We start from the raw sequence: 18383 nt of genomic DNA, 5'->3' as shown, positions 1-18383 counted from the left end.
GCCGAGATCGAACGTGACCGACACCACGGTCGGCCCTCGTAACGGCGAGGCGCCACGGGAACGACTCCCAGAGGACAGACTTGGGACACCGGTACTCGTGCCGTACGCTAGAACTTTGACCAGTGGCGACGGGCGCACGGGGGTTCCACCCGGTACACCACGGTTCGGTGGGCGGGGTGCGCATCTGCCCACGACGACGTCGCGACCCGCGATCGTGGCCACCGGCCGCGAACGGGGATCGATCGACCTGACGCAAACATAACGACGACACGCAATGACGAGACACGCGGACACCGTTCGGAGGACATCTACATGGCACGCGAGCTGACGCAACTCGAGCTCCTCAAGGAGCTGGCACCGGTTGCCGAGGACAACGTCAACCGTCACCTCAAGATCGCCAAGGACTGGAACCCCCACGATTACGTGCCGTGGGACGAGGGCCGCAACTTCGCCGCCCTGGGTGGCGTCGACTACGACCCCGAGCAGTCCCAGCTCGACGAGGTCGCCAAGGCCGCGATGATCACCAACCTCCTGACCGAGGACAACCTGCCGTCGTACCACCGCGTCATCGCCGACAACTTCTCGATGGACTCCGCATGGGGCCACTGGGTCGGCCGCTGGACCGCCGAGGAGAACCGGCACGGCATCGTGATGCGCGACTACCTCGTGGTGACCCGCGGCGTCGATCCCGTCGCCCTCGAAGAGGCGCGGATGATCCACATGACCAACGGTTACGACCCGATGCTGGCCGCGGCCGGACGCGTCGACGAGCTCGAAGAGCACGCCGACGAGCTGGGCCTGCTGCACTCGGTGGCGTATGTGACCTTCCAGGAACTCGCGACCCGCGTCAGCCACCGCAACACCGGCAAGGCGTGCAACGACCCCATCGCCGACAAGATGCTGCAGCGCATCGCGGCCGACGAGAACCTGCACATGATCTTCTACCGCAACATCTGCGGCGCGGGCTTCGACATCTCGCCCGACCAGACGCTGCGCGCGGTCACCGACATCGTGACCAACTTCCAGATGCCCGGCGCCGGCATGCCGAACTTCCGCCGTCACGGCGTCCTGATGGCCAAGCACGGCATCTACGACCTCCGCCAGCACCTCGAAGAGGTCGTCATGCCGGTTCTGCGCAAGTGGAACGTCTTCGAGCGTGACGACTTCACCAGCGAAGGCGAGAAGGTCCGCGAGGAGCTCGCCGCATTCCTCGAGCAGCTCGAGAAGGACACCCTGCGCTTCGAGGAGATGCGCGACCGTTCCCTCGCCCGCGAGGCCAAGAAGCGGGAGCAGCAGGCATCCTGAGCACCACCCTTCCCCTCGAGGCCCGCACCTCGGGGAGCAACCCGGCGCCCTCGACCACCGAGGGCGCCGGTTCTGCGCTGCGCATCGGCTCGATCGAACTGGCCAGCCCGGTCGTCCTCGCCCCGATGGCCGGGGTCACCAACGTCGCGTTCCGGACGCTGTGCCGTGAGCTCGAACTCGCTCGCACCGGAACCGTCTCCGGCCTGTACGTCTGCGAGATGGTGACCGCCCGCGCACTCGTCGAGCGGCACCCGGTCACGATGCACATGACGACCTTCGGGCCCGACGAGAACCCGCGGTCGATGCAGCTGTACACCGTCGACCCGGAGTACACCTATCAGGCCGCGAAGATGATCGTCGACGAGAACCTCGCCGACCACATCGACATGAACTTCGGATGCCCGGTCCCGAAGGTGACCCGCAAGGGCGGCGGCTCGGCCATCCCCTACAAGCGCACCCTGTTCCGGAACATCGTCGCGGCGGCCGTCCGCGCCACCGAGGGCACCGACATCCCGGTCACGGTGAAGTTCCGCATCGGCATCGACGACGAGCACCGCACCCACCTCGACGCCGGTCGGATCGCCGCCGAGGAAGGCGCCGCTGCGGTCGCCCTGCACGCCCGCACCGCGTCGCAGCGCTACTCCGGCGAAGCCGACTGGGACGAGATCGCCCGTCTGAAGGAGCACGTGACGTCCGTGCCCGTACTCGGCAACGGCGACATCTTCGAACCCGCCGACGCGGTCGCGATGATGAACCGCACGGGGTGTGACGGCGTGGTCATCGGACGCGGTTGTCTCGGCCGACCCTGGTTGTTCGCCGAACTCGCCGCAGAGCTGGGCGGGTTCGAGGCCCCGACCCCGCCGAACCTGGGTGAGGTCGCCGACATCATGGTCCGGCACTGCCAACTGCTCGTCGACCACCACGGTGAGATGAAGGGCTGCCGCGAGATCCGCAAGCACGTCGCCTGGTATCTCCGCGGGTTCCCGGCCGGATCGGAGATCCGTCGTCGTATGGCGTTGGTCGGCAGTGTCGACGAACTGCGTGAGCTGCTCGCCGAGCTGCCCGCCGACGCGCCGTTCCCGTCCGACGGGCACGGTCCGCGCGGTCGCCAGGGATCGCCGGCCAAGGTCGCGCTGCCCGACGGCTGGCTCGACGATCCCGACGAGGACGTGGTCCCGGCGGGTGCCGAGATCATGCACTCCGGCGGCTGACCGAACCGCACTTCGATCGCACAGCGATCAGTCCACCGCCCTGCAACCGCGGGTGAGCCAACTGCGAAAACTGTCACATCGCGCACCCGGCTGAGACTGTTTCTCAGGTGCGGTCAGTACTATGACGCGAAGGTCCCGGTCCCCCGGGACCTTGTTGTGCGCACCGCGCCGATCGAGCCCCGATCTGCGGTGAGACTGCGAATCAGACCTCGGGGCATGAGGAACGTGCATTGAGTCGTTGGACATCGGGCCCGGACGACCCGGAGACGGGCGGCGACGCCGACCGCTCTCGTCGCGGTCGCGCCGGACGCCCCCGCGACGACGCCACGGAGAAGTTCGACACGCCTCCCGTCCCGGACTCATCCGCACATCCCAGCCTGCGTGAACCCCGCTCGGCCGATCGTTTCGTCCGCGGCCGTACTCGACTGACGGTTCGCGAACTCCTCGAGCAGATGAACGCCGAGGAGTCGACGGACGCCCCGGCCGCCGACCCCGGCCGATCGGAGTCGCGCCGGGCCGCACGGTCGCGGTCCGAGGGGCCCCGTGAGACACCGCCCAGCACGCGCGGTCGGTCCCGCCGTTTCGCGCCCCCGCCCGCCGGTCGACCCACGGACCAGCCGCCTACTTCCCCGCCGCGGCGCGCGTCGTCGCAGCCCGAGCCGGACGACCGCCCCACCACCGTTCATCACTTCGGCAACGACGTCACCCAGAAGATCCCGACCATCGGCGACTCCGCACCGGATCTGTCCGACCGGGCGACCGCGCAACGTGCGATCGAAGAATCCCGCGCGCAGGAGCCGCAATCCGGCGGCCCGGCCGGCGCTCCACCGGCGCAACCGCTGGAACGCACACCCGATCTCACCGGTCCGCTCGCCCTGCGTTCCGGTCCCCGCCGCCATCCCGGACGGTCCGACGACCGTCGCGGGGCGATGCTGCGCAAGACCACGGCAACCGGGCGCATCCTGGTCGCCATCGCCTGCGTGATGGCCCTCGTCGGCACCGGTTTCGTGTGGGGTTACATCAAGACGTGGAACGGCAACTGGCGCAATGTCACCGCCGTCGACCCCGAAGACGAGAACATCCGCAACAAAGACGCTCAGTACGGCGACGAGACGTACCTGATCGTCGGCACCGACACCCGCGGCGGCAAGAACGCGAAGGTGGGCGCGGGCACCACGGCCGACGCCGATGGCGCCCGGTCGGACACCGTCATCCTGGTGAACGTCCCCGCGAACCGGAGTCGCGTCGTCGCGGTGTCGTTCCCGCGCGACCTCCAGGTGGACCAGCCGGCCTGCCGGGCCTGGGACAACACGACCGGCGCGTACGGCGCCGAGATGGCGCCCGCCGACGACGTCAAACTCAACGGCGTCTACGCCGCGGGCGGTCCGCAGTGTCTCGTCCGCGTGATCACCGCGATGAGCGGCCTGAACATCAACCACTTCATCGGCATGGACTTCTTCGGCTTCGAGAAGGTCGTCCGAGCGATCGGCGGCGTCGAGGTCTGCTCGACGGTGCCGCTCTACGACTACGAGATCGGCCAGATCCTGCGCAAGCCCGGCAAGCAGAAGCTGACCGGGCGGCGGGCGCTCAACTACGTGCGGGCCCGCAACATCTCCTCGGAAGGCAACGGCGACTACGGACGCATCAAGCGCCAGCAGCTGTTCATGTCGTCGCTCCTGCGGTCGTCGCTGTCGGGCAACGTCCTGTCGAACCCGAACAAGCTCAACGGCATCGTCAACACGTTCATCGAGTACAGCTACGTCGACGGGGTGGACACCCAGTCGCTGATCAAGCTCGCGGAGTCGATGCAGGGCATCGAGGCCGGCCGGGTGTCGTTCCTGACGATCCCCACCTCGGGCACGTCGACCGACGGCGCCAACAACGAGATCCCCCGGACCGACGACATCGACGCCATCTTCGACGCGATCATCGACGACCTCCCTCTGCCCGGTGAGCAGGCCCGCAAGAAGCCGACGACGTCGAAGGCACCCTCGAGTCCCAGCGCGCCCAGCTCGAATGCGGGCGCCGATGCGGGCGCGCCCGGCCCGGTCACGGCCACCGCACAGAACCCGGGGAACGTCGGCGTCCGGGTGCTCAACGGCACCGGTCAGACGGGCCTGGCCTCCGAGGTCTCCGAACAGCTGGTCCCCTACGGCTTCGACGTCCGAGGTGTCGCCGACGCCTCGGAGAACCGCAACGACACCGTCGTCCGGTACGGCCCCGGACAGCGCGACGCGGCCGCGACGCTCGCCGCACTGTTCCCCGGCGCGAGCATCCAGCTCGACCGCACGGTGAAGTCCGGTGTGGAGTTGATCGTCGGCGCCGATTCCACCGGGAGCCTCGAGTCGGTACCCGCCGCCGGGTCGACGCTCACCGTGGACCAGCTCGCCCCCGCCGAGAACACCGGCAACCTCCCCAACGACCTGGCCATCACGAACGCAGGCGACACCACCTGTACGTGACCCTCGTCACCTCGATGAATGCGCTGTGGTCGACCCCTCGGGGACGCACCGACCCGGAGCCCGCACAGGACGTACCGGACGTTCATCATGCGTTCATCGGTCGGAGTCGGATACGAGTCGCGACGCACGTATCCTTGATGAATGCGTACCGCCTACCAAGAGCAACTCGAGGCGCTGACCTCGGTACTGGGTGAGATGTGCGAGCTGGCCGGCACCGCGATGTCGCGGGCGACGCAGGCACTGCTGCAGGCCGATCTCGCCATCGCCGAAGAGGTCATCGGCGACACCGAGCGGATGAGCCAGCTCACGGCTCGCGCCGAGGAACAGTCCTTCGCGCTGCTCGCCCTGCAGGCACCCGTCGCGGGTGACCTGCGCGGTGTCGTGAGCGGATTCCAGATCGTCGCCGACGCCGACCGTATGGGCGCGCTCGCGCTGCACGTCGCGAAGGTCGCGCGCCGTCGCCATCCGGCCAAGGCACTCCCGGAAGAGGTCAACGGCTACTTCGCGGAGATGGGGCGTCTCGCGGTCGCGCTGGCCAAGAGCGCGCACGAGGTCCTCGTGACCAGCGACCCGCAGGCGGCCCTGCGTCTGCAAGAAGACGACGACGCGATGGACGACCTGCACCGCCACCTCTTCACGGTGCTGATGGATCGCGAGTGGAAGCACGGCGTCGCCGCCGCCGTCGACGTGACCCTGCTGGGCCGCTACTACGAGCGGTTCGCCGACCACGCCGTGCTCATCGGCCGCCGCGTCGTCTTCACGGCCACCGGCAAGACCCCGGAGCAGTTCCAGAACGTCGGGTGATTTCTCTCGCTCGGTTCACGTGACCGAGCGGGAGACCACACCTTCAGAGGCCGAGAATTCAGTTCAACGAACTGATCTCGGCCTCTTTTCATGTCAGTGAAGATCTCGTCGCGGAGGGATTTCACACAGGCCGGGGTCGTGGCTAGGGTGGCGGACATGGCCCAGCATTATCCGACCGAGCCCGATTTCAATGCGGCGACCGACGAAGACGCCGAGGCTGCCGCCCATCGCCGCAAGATACTCGCCTACCTCGGCGTGACCGCCTCCCTGGTGGCGCTGCTGGCGATCCTGCTGCTCAACATGTGACTGTGCCCGCCAGGCGATTCCCATCCCGGGCACGGCCATCCACCCTGCCAACGCGACAAGGCCCGCTCACCCCAAGGCGAGCGGGCCTGTCCGTGTCGAGGATGGGTCCTGGTCTGACGATCAGCCGAAGCGACCCGAGATGTAGTCCTCGGTCTCCTTCTTCGTCGGGTTCGAGAACATCGCCTCGGTGTCGTTGATCTCCACCAACTGACCCGGCTGGCCGACGGCCTCGAGGTTGAAGAACGCCGTCTGGTCGCTGACGCGGGCCGCCTGCTGCATGTTGTGGGTCACGATGACGATGGTGTACTCCTTCTTGAGCTCACCCATCAGGTCCTCGATCGCCAGCGTCGAGATCGGGTCGAGAGCCGAACACGGCTCGTCCATCAGCAGCACGTCGGGCGACACTGCGATCGCGCGGGCGATGCACAGGCGCTGCTGCTGACCACCCGAGAGGCCGCCGCCGGGCTTGTCGAGACGGTCCTTGACCTCTTCCCAGAGGTTGGCGCCGCGCAGGCTCTTCTCGGCAACGTCATCGAGTTCGGACTTGTTGCGCACACCCTGCAGCCGGAGGCCGGCGACCACGTTGTCGCGAATGGACATGGTGGGGAACGGGTTCGGGCGCTGGAACACCATGCCGATGGTCGCGCGGACGCTGACCGGGTCGACGCTCTTGCCGTAGATGTCCTCGCCGTCGAGCAGCACGCTGCCCTTCGCGTACGCGCCGGGCGTCACCTCGTGCATGCGGTTGAGGGTGCGCAGCACGGTCGACTTGCCGCAGCCCGACGGGCCGATGAAGGCGGTGATGCAGCGCGGCGGCACCTCGAGGGTGACGTCCCGAACCGCATGGAAGTCGCCGTAGTAGATGTTCAGGTCTTTGATGTCGAGGCGCTTGGCCATGGGGTTGGTTCCGTTCTGGAGGAGATGACCCGAGAGGGTGAGGGATCAGGAGGTCTTGGGGGCGAAGAACTTCGACACGACCTTTGCGCCGAAGTAGACGATCGCGACGAGGATGACCAGGGTCAGCGCCGCTCCCCACACCTGGTCGAAGGCACCCGGTCCGTTGTTGTACTGCTGCACCATCATCAGCGGCAGGGATTGCTGATTGCCGTCGAAGGGATTGAAGTTCATCGCACGCGTCGCGCCGACCAGGATCAGCACGGGCGCCGATTCGCCCATCACTCGGGCGATGGCGAGCATGACGCCGGTGACGATGCCCGAGAGTGCCGTCGGCAGGACGATCTTGACGATCGTCTTCCACTTGGGGATGCCGAGCGCGTACGACGCCTCCCGCAGGTCCTGCGGAACGATCTTCAACATCTCCTCGGTGGCGCGGACCACGAGCGGGACCATCAGCAGCACCAGTGCGATCGCGACGACGAAGCCCGAACGCGGCAGGCCGAGGGTGGTTCGCCAGACCGCGTAGACGAACAACGCGGCGACGATCGACGGGACGCCGGAGAGGATGTCGACCATGAAGGTCGTGACCCGCGCCAGGAGTGACTTCTGGGTGGCGTACTCGACCAGGTAGATGGCGACGAAGATGCCCAGCGGGATCGAGATGACGGCGGCGAGCGCGGTCTGCATGAGCGTGCCGATGATGGCGTTGGCCGCGCCGCCACGGCGCTCGGCCTCCGTCCACCAGCCGATGTCGAGGATCGGCTCGATGCCGCGCGAGACGAGGGTGAACACCAGCCACACCAGCGGGACGAGTGCCAGCAGGAGGGCGGCGACGACGGCCACGCGCACCGTCGCGTCGGTGAATTTTCGACGCCCGGACATCGGCGTGAAGCCCGACGGCTTCTTGACGGGGTCGGCCGCGGAACTTGTCGTGGTCACAGACATGGTCACTTCTTTCCGGCGACGACCGCGCGGGCGGCGGCGTTGACGATGAAGGTCAGGACGAACAGGGTCAGGCCGGCCGAGATGTAGGCGCCCGTCTTGGCGGGCGAGTCGAACTCGGCCGCGTTGTTCGCGATCTTGGTCGCGAAGGTCTCGCCGCTCTCCATGAGGTTGAAGTTCATGGGACCGACGGTCGAGATGATGAGGAGCAGGGCCATCGTCTCGCCGAGTGCGCGACCGAGACCGAGCATCGAGCCCGAGATGTACCCGGAGAACCCGAAGGGCAGGACCGCGACCTTGACGACCTCGAACTTGGTGGCGCCCAGCGCGAGCGCGGCCTCACGATGTCCCTTGGGGGTCTGCATGAAGACCTCACGCGTGACCGCGGTGATGATCGGCAGGATCATGACGGCCAGGACGATGCCCGCGGTCAGCAGCGTTCCGCCGGTGCTCATGTTGGCGACCTGGGTGGGCTGCTGGAAGAACGGCAGGAAGCCCAGGTTGCCGACGAGCCACTCGTTGACCGGCACCAGGGCCGGGCCGAGGACCAGGATGCCCCAGAGGCCGTAGACGATGGAGGGCACCGCGGCGAGGAGGTCGACGGTGTAGGTGATCGGGCCGACGAGCCGTTTCGGCGCGTACTCGGTCAGGAAGATCGAGATACCCAGTGCGACCGGCATCGCGATCAGCAGCGCGATGACCGACACCACGACGGTCGCGTAGAACAGCTGCGGGATACCGAAGGCGAGCTGGGACCCGCTGGTGATCCACTGGCCGGTGTAGGTGAAGAAGTTCTCCTCGTTCTTCGCCAGCGACGGAATCGCCTGCGCGAGAAGGAACAGCGCGATCAGCGCGATGACGATCGAGACCACGAAGCCCGAGCCGACGGCCAGGGTGCGGAACACCCGGTCGGCCACCTGGTGGTGTGCGGCCGAGTGCAGTGTGCCCGACGGCGGTTCGTGCGATGACCCGGAGGTGGTCGGTTCGTCGGTGCCCGGCGGAACCGCGCCACCCTCTTTGCTCAGCGAGGTCATGCGTCCTTCTTGTGATTCGGCTCTGGTCATTGGGGCCACTTCCCGCCGTCTCGTGGACACGCGAAATGTCGTGTCAGTGTGTCAACCGTGTGCGCGGGGCCGCAAACCGAAGCGGCCCCGCGCACGCGATCAATGTTGGGTTGATCAGGCGTTCCCGGACCCACCGGAGAGCGAGTCGATGGTTCCCTGCAGCTTGGCCTTGAAGGCCTCGGGCACCGGCACGTAGCCGATCTCCTCGAGTCCGGCCTGACCGTCGTTCAGCACCGTGGTGAAGGCGTCCTTCAGCGTCTGGCTGGTGGCCTCGTCCTCGTAGCCCGCCGAGCAGACGATCGAGTACGGGGTGAGCAGCAGCGGGTAGGCGCCCGGAGCCTTCGAGGCGAACAGCGCGTCGGTGTCGACGACGAGGTCCTTGCTGGCCGGGTCCTTGAAGGCCAGCGACTCGAGCGCGTTGCCCGCGCTCTCCGCGTTCAGCGCGACCGGGCCGGCACCGAAGTCGACCTGGGCGACGCCGAGGTCGTTCTCGGTGGCGAAGCCCCACTCGACATAGGTGATCGAGCCCGGGGTCTTCTTCACGGTGTCGCCGACGCCGGTCGACTTCGAGGCACCGGAACCGACACCCTTGGGCGCGAACTCCTTGCTGTGCTCGTACGGCCAGTCAGCGGGCGCCGCATTCTCGAGGAAGCGCTGGAAGTTGTCGGTGGTGCCCGAGCTGTCCGAACGGTAGACCGGAACGATGTCGCCGGCCGGGAGCTGCACGCCCGGGTTGAGCGCGGCCACTGCCGGGTCGTTCCACTTGGTGATCTTGCCGTTGAAGATCTTCGCGATGACGCTGGGGTTGAGCTTGAGGTCGTCGACGCCCTCGACGTTGTAGGCGACCGCGACGGGGCCCACGACGAGCGGCAGGTGCCAGGGGGCGTTGCCGTTGCAGCGCGCGGTGGCCTCGGTGACCTCGTCGGCCTTGAGCGCCGAGTCCGAGCCGGCGAAGTCGACGTCGCCCGCGATGAACTTCTTGATGCCGTCACCCGAACCGCTGCCGGTGTAGTCGAGGACGATGTCGCCGTTGTCGGTCAGGACCTGGCTGAAGTGCTCCATGGCCTTCTGCTGCGCGGTCGAGCCCTCGCCGCTGACAGTCTGTTCGCTTCCCCCACCGCACGCCGTCACGAGGGTCAGTGCCGCGATCGCCGACACCGACGCCAGGGCGCCGTTCCGATTGATTTTCACCGCTGGTGTTGCCTTTCCGTTCGCATTCTCCGCCCGACGTGGCCGTGGGGCCCGGAGTGTCCGATTGGAAAGCTATGGGGGCGTGGTGGACTGATCCCCTACAAAAGATGAACTGACGGTGAACTGGCCAAGGCAGGCGGGGTGCGATCCGGCCGGCCCGCCACCATACGTGACCTGGCTAACTGTGCGCCGTGTCAAATGACCATCTCGGAGGAACACGCGACCTGGGCGCAGAGTGAACACGCGACCCGCCACGGGCACGCGCTCAGCCGTAGGCGACGTCGACGGCGTAGCGGGTGAAACCCAATCGCTCGTAGGTGTGCAGGGCGGCGGTGTTGTCGCCCTCCACGTAGAGGTTGATCTCCGAGACGCCGCCCCGCGCCAGGTGATGCAGCCCGGCCAGGGTCAGCAGGCGCCCGAGCCCCCGGCCCTGCGCCGCCGGGTCGACGCCGACGATGTAGACCTCGCCCAGCTCGGCGTCGTGTCGCTTGGTCCAGTGGAAGCCGAGGAGGCGCCCGGCGTCGTCGGCGTCGAACGCGAGAAACAGTCCCTCGGGATCGAACCAGTCGGCGTCGACGCGCTCACGGATCTGCTCCTCGGACCACCCGCCCTGTTCCGGGTGCCAGTCGAAGGCGGCATTGTTCACCCGCAGGATCTCGGCGTCATCGGACTGCCCGGCATAGGTGCGCAACGCGATGGTGGGATCGACGACGAGTTCGGGGAGTTCGTGTCCGGCGCCGACGGGGCGTCGGAGCTGAAGGAGTTCGCGACGCTTGGTCAGCCCCATGGCGGCGGCGAGTGCCACGGCACCGGGCAGGTCGCCGTGGGCCCACACCCGCACTCCGGGAGAGTCGGCACCAGAAGAGTCGGCACCGGAAGAGTCGGGGGCGGGCGCCGCACCGAAGGCGGCCTGGAGCAGTGCGCGTCCGTGTCCGCGTCTGCGCGAGGCGGGGTCGACGACCGCCTCGATCATCGACGGTTCACCATCGCGCCCGGACACGATGTTGGCGTACCCGGCCGTCGACCACACGTGCACGATCGGGGACCCGTCCCCGGCATCGATCGCCGCGACCGCCCCCTCCGACAGCGGCGCGACACCATCGGCGGTCGTCGCCTCCCGGACCAGGCGATGCGCGAAGTCGGCGACCTCGGGCGCAAGAGCGCCGCGGCGCACCTGTAATTCGTCAGTTCCCGGTGCTGGCACTGAACTCCTCGTCGAAGGGATCGGGACCGTCGAAGGCATCTTCGAGATCATCGGTGACCGCCGGGTCGTCCTCGACGACGTCGGCGGACGGGGCTCGGCCGCGGGTGGGACGCACGGCCTTGTATCCCACGTTGCGTACGGTCCCGATGAGGGACTCGTGCTCACTGCCGAGCTTGGCGCGCAACCGGCGGACGTGGACGTCCACGGTCCGGGTGCCACCGAAGAAGTCGTACCCCCACACCTCCTGCAGCAGCTGCGCGCGCGTGAAGACGCGACCGGCGTTCTGCGCCAAGTACTTCAGGAGTTCGAACTCCTTGTATGTGAGGTCGAGGGGGCGTCCACGCAGCCGCGCGGTGTAGGTCCCCTCGTCGATGACCAGCTCCCCCAGCGTGACCTTCCCCGAAGCCTCCTCGGCCGTCACCCCCCGGGTACGCACCACCAGGAGACGAAGGCGCGCATCGAGTTCCGCCGGCCCGGTGCCCGGGAGCAGGAACTCGTCGATCCCCCAGTCCGCATTCACCGCGACCAGACCGCCCTCGGTCAGCACCGCGGCGACCGGCACCGACGAACCGGTGCTGCCCAGCAGCCGGCACAGTCCGCGCGCCGCCGCCAGATCGGCGCGCGCGTCGACCAGCGCGACATCGGCATTGCCCGCCTCCATCAGGGAGGACACCTCGGTCGGCGCGGTTCGTACCGTGTGCGCGAGGAGCGACAACGACGGCAGGACCGACTCCGGATCAGGGTCGGCCGTCAACAACAAGAGATCCACCCAGCACTCCGATCTCGTTCGTCCCCGTCCCGGACCTTCCAGATCGCTCACCACGCCGTGAACGCCACCCGCGCACCGTCGGCGATTGTTTACGCTGCCTTACCAACGTGTGCGAGATAGATGACAGAATAGCGTCACCGAGGCGTTCGGCAGTTGACAAGGCACGTCCGACCGCTGGTGGACGACGACGGGGAGGGTGATCGGCTGAGCATGCCGCGCATCCGAAAAGTCCTTGTCATCGCCGTCGCCGTCGTTCTCCTCGCCGGCGGCGTGGCGGTCGGTGTCGACGTCGGGGCCGCGGTCCGCGCCGAGTACCAGCTCTCCCGGGCCATCGCCGAATCCCCCCGGGTCACTGTCGATCCCGAGGTCACGATCGCGGGATTCCCGTTCACCTCGCAGTCGTCTGCCGGTGAGTTCGCGGGCGCCACCATCGCGGCACCCGGCGTCGAACTGCCCGGATGCGACCGCGCACGCGGCGTCTGCCGGGGCGAACTGGGCGCCACGCTAGGCCCGTTCGAGGTTGCCGACGGGCACGGATTCGGTCCGAGTGATGTTCTGCACACGTCGTCGCTGTCGACGTACACGAGGCTCGATGCGGTCACGCTGGCCCGTTATCTGCGCATCGTCGACCTCACCGTCAGCACTCCCGGACCCGACGGCAAGGCGGGCTCCGGGGGTCCGCAGGACGGCATCGTCAGTCGGGAGACGGGTGTGGTGTTCACCGGCACCGTCGCCCTGCCCCCGACCGACGGGCTGGACCCGGCTGACCCGCCGTCGGCCTCGGCATACGACGGCCCGAAGGTGCGGGTGAGTGTGTCCGTCGACCTGTCCGTGGTCGACGGTGCACTCGACATCCGCGCCACCGACTTCTACACCGGCCCCGAACGCCACGTGGACGCCGACATCCCGGCCGCGTGGCGGGAGGCGGCCCTGGACCGGTTCAGCATGACGCTCCCCCGCCTTCCGATGGCCTGGGATCTCACCGCCCGGCGCGCGGAGAGCTTCGGCGGGGACATCCAACTGGTCGGCGAATCGGGCCCCACCGCGGTCCGGCCCGACCGGTTCTGACACCCGGCCGACAGCCTCTGAGCAGTTCAGAAGGGCTTTCGGCGGTGACCGAGGCAAAGCACCCCGGCCGTTGGGAGCGGGTTCGGCTCTGTTGTACCCTCGTGGGCATGCAGCAGCGCCGTGAGTACTTGCTCACACGACGCCGGGCGATCGACTTCTGTCGTGTCGCCGACTGTTGTTGTCGCACTCGCCGTTGACGGTGTGACCCTTCGCGCTGCGTTCGCAGCCGGTCGCCCACGCCGTCGATGAGTACGGGGGCGTCTCCACCGAGGTCTCGAATCCTCGATTCCGTGCGCCGTCACCCGCGCTCGTCATCTCCGCCGAGAACGCGGGAACCCTTTTCGCGTCTCACCGTTTCCACCATCTCCACCTGATCGATCACCACCACAGATCCACTGGAAAGGACACCGCCATGGCACGTTCCGACGTCCTGGTCAGCACCGAATGGGCTGAACAGAACCTCAATGCCGACAAGACCGTCTTCGTCGAGGTCGACGAGGACACCTCGGCCTACGACGGCGGCCACATCGCCGGCGCCGTCAAGCTCGACTGGAAGACCGACCTGCAGGATCCGGTCCGTCGCGACTTCGTCGACGCCGAGCAGTTCGGCGCCCTGCTCTCCGAGCGCGGAATCGCCAACGACGACACCGTGATCCTCTACGGCGGCAACAACAACTGGTTCGCCGCCTACGCGTACTGGTACTTCAAGCTGTACGGCCACAACGACGTCAAGCTGCTCGACGGTGGCCGCAAGAAGTGGGAACTCGACGGCCGTCCGCTGTCGTCGGACGCCGTCAGCCGTCCCGCCACGACCTACAAGGCCGGCGAGCCGGACCTCAGCATCCGTGCGTTCCGCGACGAGGTCGTCGACGCCATCAACGTCAAGAACCTGGTCGACGTGCGCAGCCCCGACGAGTTCTCCGGCAAGATCCTGGCACCGGCTCACCTCCCGCAGGAGCAGAGCCAGCGTCCCGGCCACATCCCCGGCGCCATCAGCGTGCCGTGGAGCAAGGCCGCCAACGAGGACGGCACCTTCAAGTCCGACGAGGAACTCGCCGAGCTCTACGGCGAAGCGGGTCTCGACGGCTCCAAGGACACCATCGCCTATTGCCGCATCGGTGAGCGTTCGAGCCACACCTGGTTCGTGCTGAAGGAACTGCTGGGTCACCAGAACGTCAAGAACTACGACGGCAGCTGGACCGAATACGGCTCGCTGATCGGTGTCCCGATCGAACTCGGAGAAGGAAAGTAAGAGATATGTGTGCTGCACCCAAGCAGGGACAGAAGTTGCCCGCGGGCGTCGACGTCGAGAAGGAGGTCGTCCTGACCGGACAGGTCACCGACGGCTCCGGATCGCCCGTCGCCGGCGCCTTCGTGCGTCTGCTCGACTCGACCGGTGAGTTCACCGCCGAGGTCGTGGCCTCGCCGACCGGCGACTTCCGCTTCTTCGCCGCCCCCGGCACCTGGACGCTGCGTGCCCTGTCCGCGCTGGGCAACGGCGATGTGACGATCAGCCCGGAGGGCCCCGGCATCCACGAGAAGGACATCACCGTCTCGAAGTGACTCCGGAACGACAGTCACGTCGTGACGGTCCCGTCTGACCGACAGCCCGGTCACCGCACCCGCGGTGACCGGGCTGTCTGCTTTCTCACCCCGTCGATCGGCAGCTCCGCGACGGGGTTAGAATTTCTCCCGTGGTCCTCTTCTTCGAAATCCTGCTGATCCTGGCCTCGGTGCTGATCACCTGGTTCGGTGTCTACACCCTCTACCGCCTGGTCACCGACGAGTCGTGACGTCTCCATCCGGAGGCGCGCCCGACGACGAATCCGTGCAGCCCGGCCCGTCCGGTGAGGGCGCGCCCGGCGCTGCGGCGTCGGAGCCGCGCCGGTCCGGCGACGAGGCGATCAGTCAGGCCGAGGCACGCGCCGAGGAGTCCGGAAGCCGCGAGCGCAACGTCCCGACGTGGGACGATCTGCCGTTGGCCGCCGACACCGCCAACCTCCGGCTGGGCGCGGATCTGCATCCGGGCCTGCTCGCACTCCTGCCGATGGTCGGGGTGTGGCGCGGCGAGGGCGAGGGGCGCGACCCCGAGACGGACACCGATTATCACTTCGCCCAGCAGATCGTCGTCTCCCATGACGGCCAGAACTTCCTGACCTGGGAATCGCGATCCTGGGTGATCGACGAGGACGCCGCGTTCGTGAGACCCGATCTGCGGGAGTCCGGGTTCTGGCGGATCGGCGACGACGACACCATCGAACTGCTGCTCGCCCATGCCGAGGGCTGGATCGAACTCTTCTACGGCACGCCGCTCAATCAGACGACCTGGGAACTGGCGACCGATGTCGTCATCAAGGCCGAGTCGGGGCGTCGGGCCGGCGGCGCCAAGCGCCTCTACGGTCTCGTCGCCGATGGCGACCTCGCGTATGTCGAGGAGCGGGTCGACGCCGAGGGCGATCTGGTCCCGCGCCTGTCGGCGAAGCTCCGTCGTCACGTCGGCTAGCCGACCATGCACTTCAGTGGCTAGCCGACCATTCACTTCAGCGGCTGGCCGACCATTCACTTCAGCGGCTGGCCGACCATTCACTTCAGCGGCTGGCCGACGCCGCTCCCCGTCACCACCTTCCCCGGCCGCAGATCGAGGCGGCGCAGGAGTTGCGCGTTGAGCGCCACCACGACCGTCGACGCGGACATCAGGATGGCACCGACGCTCATCGGCAGGACGAAGCCGATCGGTGCCAGGATCCCGGCGGCCAGCGGCACCGACACGAGGTTGTATCCCGCTGCCCACCACAGGTTCTGCGCCATCTTCCGGTAACCGGCGCGCGACAACTCGATCACCGACAGGACCGAGCGCGGGTCGGACGATGCGAGGATGACCCCGGCCGAACCGATCGCCACATCGGTGCCGGCACCGATCGCGATCCCGACGTCGGCCTGCGCCAGCGCGGGCGCGTCGTTGACCCCGTCGCCGACCATGGCGACACGCCGCCCCTCCTCTTGGAGCTCGGCGACGATCGCAGCCTTGTGCTCGGGGCGGACTCCCGCGTAGACACGGTCGACGCCGAGCCGGGCGGCGACATCGTCGGCAACGGCCTGCGCATCCCCGGTGATCATCACGACCTCGATCCCCCGGTCGTGCAGTGCGGCGACGGCTTCCGCCGACTCCGGGCGGATCTCGTCGGCCAGGCGGATCGCACCCACGATCGACTCGTCGACGAGAACGTGGAGGATGATGGCGCCCTGCGACTTCCACTCCTCGGCAACGGCCAGTTCGTCGAGCCCGTACTGCTCGAGCAGGTTGGGCCCGCCCACACGGATGATCTGGCCCCCTACGGTGGCGGTCACGCCCACGGCGGGCGACGACGCGAAGTTCCGGGCGGCGGGCACCGCCAGCTCGGCACCGGTCGCCGCATGGACGATCGCCCTGGCGAGGGGGTGTTCACTGTCCGTCTCGGCGGCTGCGGCCCACGCCAGCACGCGGTCGCGGTCCTGTCCGGGCGCCGGTTCGACAGCGGTGACGGCCGGTTCGCCCTTGGTCAGGGTCCCGGTCTTGTCGAAGAGCACGGCGTCGACGCTGCGCATCGATTCGAGCGCGAGCCGGTCCTTGACGAGAACCCCGGCGCGCGCGGCGCGCTCGGTGGCGATGGACACGACCAGCGGGATCGCGAGTCCCAGGGCGTGGGGGCAGGCGATGACCAGCACGGTGATGACACGGATGACGGCATCGTCGGGCATCCCGACAGCCGTCCATACGACGGCCGTGACGACCGCCGCACCGAGGGCGAACCAGAACAGCCACCCGGCGGCGGTGTCGGCGATGCGCTGCGCACGCGACGAGGACGCCTGCGCGTCGGCGACCAGCCGCCCGATTCCGGCCAGCGTCGTGTCGTCGCCGGTGGCGGTCACCCGGATTCGCAGCCCGGAGTCAGTGGCCACGGTACCGGCGACCACGGAATCGCCGAGACCGCGTCGGACGGAGGCGGATTCTCCGGTGACCATCGACTCGTCCATGCTCGCCGATCCGTCGACGACGATGCCGTCGGCCGGGACGGCCGCTCCGGGCCGGACGATCACCACGTCGCCGACCTCCAACTCGTCGGGCGACACCGCGACGACCCCGTCTCCGACGACCTTCTCCGCCTCGTCGGGCAACAGTGCGGCCAGCGAGTCCAGTGCCGAGGTGGTGCGGGCGAGTGAGCGCATCTCGATCCAGTGGCCGAGCAGCATGATGACCACGAGGAGCGCGAGCTCCCACCAGAAGTCGAGCTCGTGGTCGAGCAGATGCAGCGTCGAACCCCACGACGACACGAAGGCCACGGTGATGGCCAGCGCTATCAGCAGCATCATCCCGGGGCGGCGGGTACGGATCTCCTGCACCGCGCCGGCGAGGAATGGTCGACCGCCCCACGCGTAGATCACGGTGCCGAGCAGAGGCGACACCCAGCGCACCCACTCGGCGTCGGGCAGACCGTACCCGGCGATACCGGCGAACATGTCGTTGAGCGCAACCGTGGGCACCGCGAGCGCGAGCATGACCCAGAACAACCGTCGGAACTGTGCGACGTGGTCGGCGTGGCCGACATGCCCGTCGTGACCATGGCCCTCGTGACCATGACCCTCGTGACCATGGCCGTGTCCGGCCTGATCGATGTCGGCGTGACCGTGATCGTGTCCGCCGGACTCGGGGCGCTCGTGCGCGTGTCCCGCGGACGACCCCGTCGAGGGCGAATGCTGGTGCTGTGCGTTCATGTGTCCGAGGGTATACCCCCCAGGGGTACCCTGGCCAGAGCTACAGCTACCCGGTACGGGTATCGATCCGACTAACCTGACCGGGACGTGGAACGGCCCCCGCACCGCCCTGACGGGCCTGTGCCGACCGGACCGGGTCGGGATGCGGGGGCCGGGTGACCACCTGGTATTCGCTGCGCCGACCGGCGGTCTCCCGCCTCGGTGCGACACGAATGCCACACGGTCAACTGCTAACGGATGGTCACCTCACATGTCCGATGAGAAATCACTATCAGACCACCTCCTTCCTTGTGTACCCGCGAACGTACGCCCGATTCCGGCGGCGCGCAACGGATTAACCGATCAGGGAGTGGGCACCGGCGCCGGCGGAGTGCCGGGGGCGGTGCCCACTCCCTGATCGGTTAATCC

The 18383-nt window shown here is 68.0% G+C and carries 16 protein-coding genes; 9 read left to right on the top strand and 7 right to left on the bottom strand.

Annotated features, from left to right (window positions below; translation table 11 throughout):
* The first annotated feature begins 312 nt into the window (after window positions 1–312).
* The 5 genes from MAY35_RS21805 to MAY35_RS21785 all read left to right on the top strand — a co-directional run bounded on the left by MAY35_RS21805 (window position 313) and on the right by MAY35_RS21785 (window position 6088).
* Window positions 313–1305 (top strand): acyl-ACP desaturase, encoded by a 993-nt coding sequence (locus MAY35_RS21805; RefSeq protein WP_238423377.1) that lies wholly within the window; start codon window positions 313–315, stop codon window positions 1303–1305.
* Window positions 1306–1382: 77 nt separating this feature from the next.
* Entirely contained in the window at window positions 1383–2516 is a 1134-nt protein-coding gene (dusB, locus tag MAY35_RS21800) for a tRNA dihydrouridine synthase DusB (protein WP_281063168.1), read from the top strand.
* 230 nt (window positions 2517–2746) lie between these two features.
* Complete coding sequence (locus MAY35_RS21795; RefSeq protein WP_238423375.1) at window positions 2747–4978, top strand: LCP family protein; 2232 nt, start codon at window positions 2747–2749, stop codon at window positions 4976–4978.
* A 141-nt stretch (window positions 4979–5119) separates the two neighbouring features.
* Complete coding sequence (gene phoU, locus MAY35_RS21790) at window positions 5120–5782, top strand: phosphate signaling complex protein PhoU (RefSeq protein WP_238423374.1); 663 nt, start codon at window positions 5120–5122, stop codon at window positions 5780–5782.
* 156 nt (window positions 5783–5938) lie between these two features.
* Window positions 5939–6088 (top strand): hypothetical protein, encoded by a 150-nt coding sequence (locus MAY35_RS21785; protein ID WP_238423373.1) that lies wholly within the window; start codon window positions 5939–5941, stop codon window positions 6086–6088.
* A gap of 120 nt (window positions 6089–6208) precedes the next feature.
* On the opposite strand, the gene pstB is transcribed toward MAY35_RS21785, so the two are convergent.
* The 6 genes from pstB to MAY35_RS21755 all read right to left on the bottom strand — a co-directional run bounded on the left by pstB (window position 6209) and on the right by MAY35_RS21755 (window position 12155).
* A complete protein-coding gene (gene pstB / locus MAY35_RS21780; RefSeq protein ID WP_238423372.1) occupies window positions 6209–6985 on the bottom strand; it encodes a phosphate ABC transporter ATP-binding protein PstB in 777 nt (258 codons plus the stop codon).
* A 45-nt stretch (window positions 6986–7030) separates the two neighbouring features.
* Window positions 7031–7930, bottom strand: coding sequence for a phosphate ABC transporter permease PstA (gene pstA, locus MAY35_RS21775; RefSeq protein ID WP_238423371.1), 900 nt, complete (start codon window positions 7928–7930; stop codon window positions 7031–7033).
* Window positions 7931–7932: 2 nt separating this feature from the next.
* A complete protein-coding gene (pstC, locus tag MAY35_RS21770) occupies window positions 7933–8961 on the bottom strand; it encodes a phosphate ABC transporter permease subunit PstC (protein ID WP_238423370.1) in 1029 nt (342 codons plus the stop codon).
* 144 nt (window positions 8962–9105) lie between these two features.
* A complete protein-coding gene (gene pstS, locus MAY35_RS21765) occupies window positions 9106–10182 on the bottom strand; it encodes a phosphate ABC transporter substrate-binding protein PstS (RefSeq protein ID WP_238423369.1) in 1077 nt (358 codons plus the stop codon).
* 265 nt (window positions 10183–10447) lie between these two features.
* Complete coding sequence (gene mshD / locus MAY35_RS21760) at window positions 10448–11386, bottom strand: mycothiol synthase (protein WP_238423368.1); 939 nt, start codon at window positions 11384–11386, stop codon at window positions 10448–10450.
* Window positions 11367–12155 (bottom strand): response regulator transcription factor, encoded by a 789-nt coding sequence (locus tag MAY35_RS21755; RefSeq protein WP_238423367.1) that lies wholly within the window; start codon window positions 12153–12155, stop codon window positions 11367–11369. Before MAY35_RS21755 ends, mshD begins: the two co-directional genes overlap by 20 nt.
* 210 nt (window positions 12156–12365) lie before the next feature.
* Here MAY35_RS21755 and MAY35_RS21750 point away from each other — a divergent pair, with 210 nt between their 5' ends.
* From MAY35_RS21750 to MAY35_RS21735, 4 genes are all read left to right on the top strand, one after another.
* Complete coding sequence (locus tag MAY35_RS21750; RefSeq protein ID WP_238423366.1) at window positions 12366–13223, top strand: LmeA family phospholipid-binding protein; 858 nt, start codon at window positions 12366–12368, stop codon at window positions 13221–13223.
* Window positions 13224–13635: 412 nt separating this feature from the next.
* Window positions 13636–14475 carry a sulfurtransferase gene (locus tag MAY35_RS21745; protein WP_238423365.1) on the top strand — a complete coding sequence of 280 codons (840 nt, stop codon included), beginning with the start codon at window positions 13636–13638 and terminating at the stop codon, window positions 14473–14475.
* A 5-nt stretch (window positions 14476–14480) separates the two neighbouring features.
* Window positions 14481–14786 carry a DUF1416 domain-containing protein gene (locus MAY35_RS21740; RefSeq protein ID WP_238423364.1) on the top strand — a complete coding sequence of 102 codons (306 nt, stop codon included), beginning with the start codon at window positions 14481–14483 and terminating at the stop codon, window positions 14784–14786.
* Between the two features lie 226 nt (window positions 14787–15012).
* The gene (locus MAY35_RS21735) at window positions 15013–15726 is read left to right on the top strand and encodes an FABP family protein (RefSeq protein WP_374238000.1); all 714 of its coding nucleotides are present in this window, start codon (window positions 15013–15015) and stop codon (window positions 15724–15726) included.
* 80 nt (window positions 15727–15806) lie between these two features.
* Here MAY35_RS21735 and MAY35_RS21730 read toward each other — a convergent pair whose 3' ends face one another.
* The gene (locus MAY35_RS21730) at window positions 15807–17975 is read right to left on the bottom strand and encodes a heavy metal translocating P-type ATPase (RefSeq protein WP_238423363.1); all 2169 of its coding nucleotides are present in this window, start codon (window positions 17973–17975) and stop codon (window positions 15807–15809) included.
* Between the last annotated feature and the right edge of the window lie 408 nt (window positions 17976–18383).

Origin of the sequence: Gordonia sp. 'Campus' (assembly GCF_022206305.1) — a bacterium.
In the GTDB taxonomy this organism is placed as follows: Bacteria; Actinomycetota; Actinomycetes; order Mycobacteriales; family Mycobacteriaceae; genus Gordonia.
Note: the sequence above shows the minus strand (reverse complement) of the source record. Positions and strands in the feature narration are given on the sequence as shown.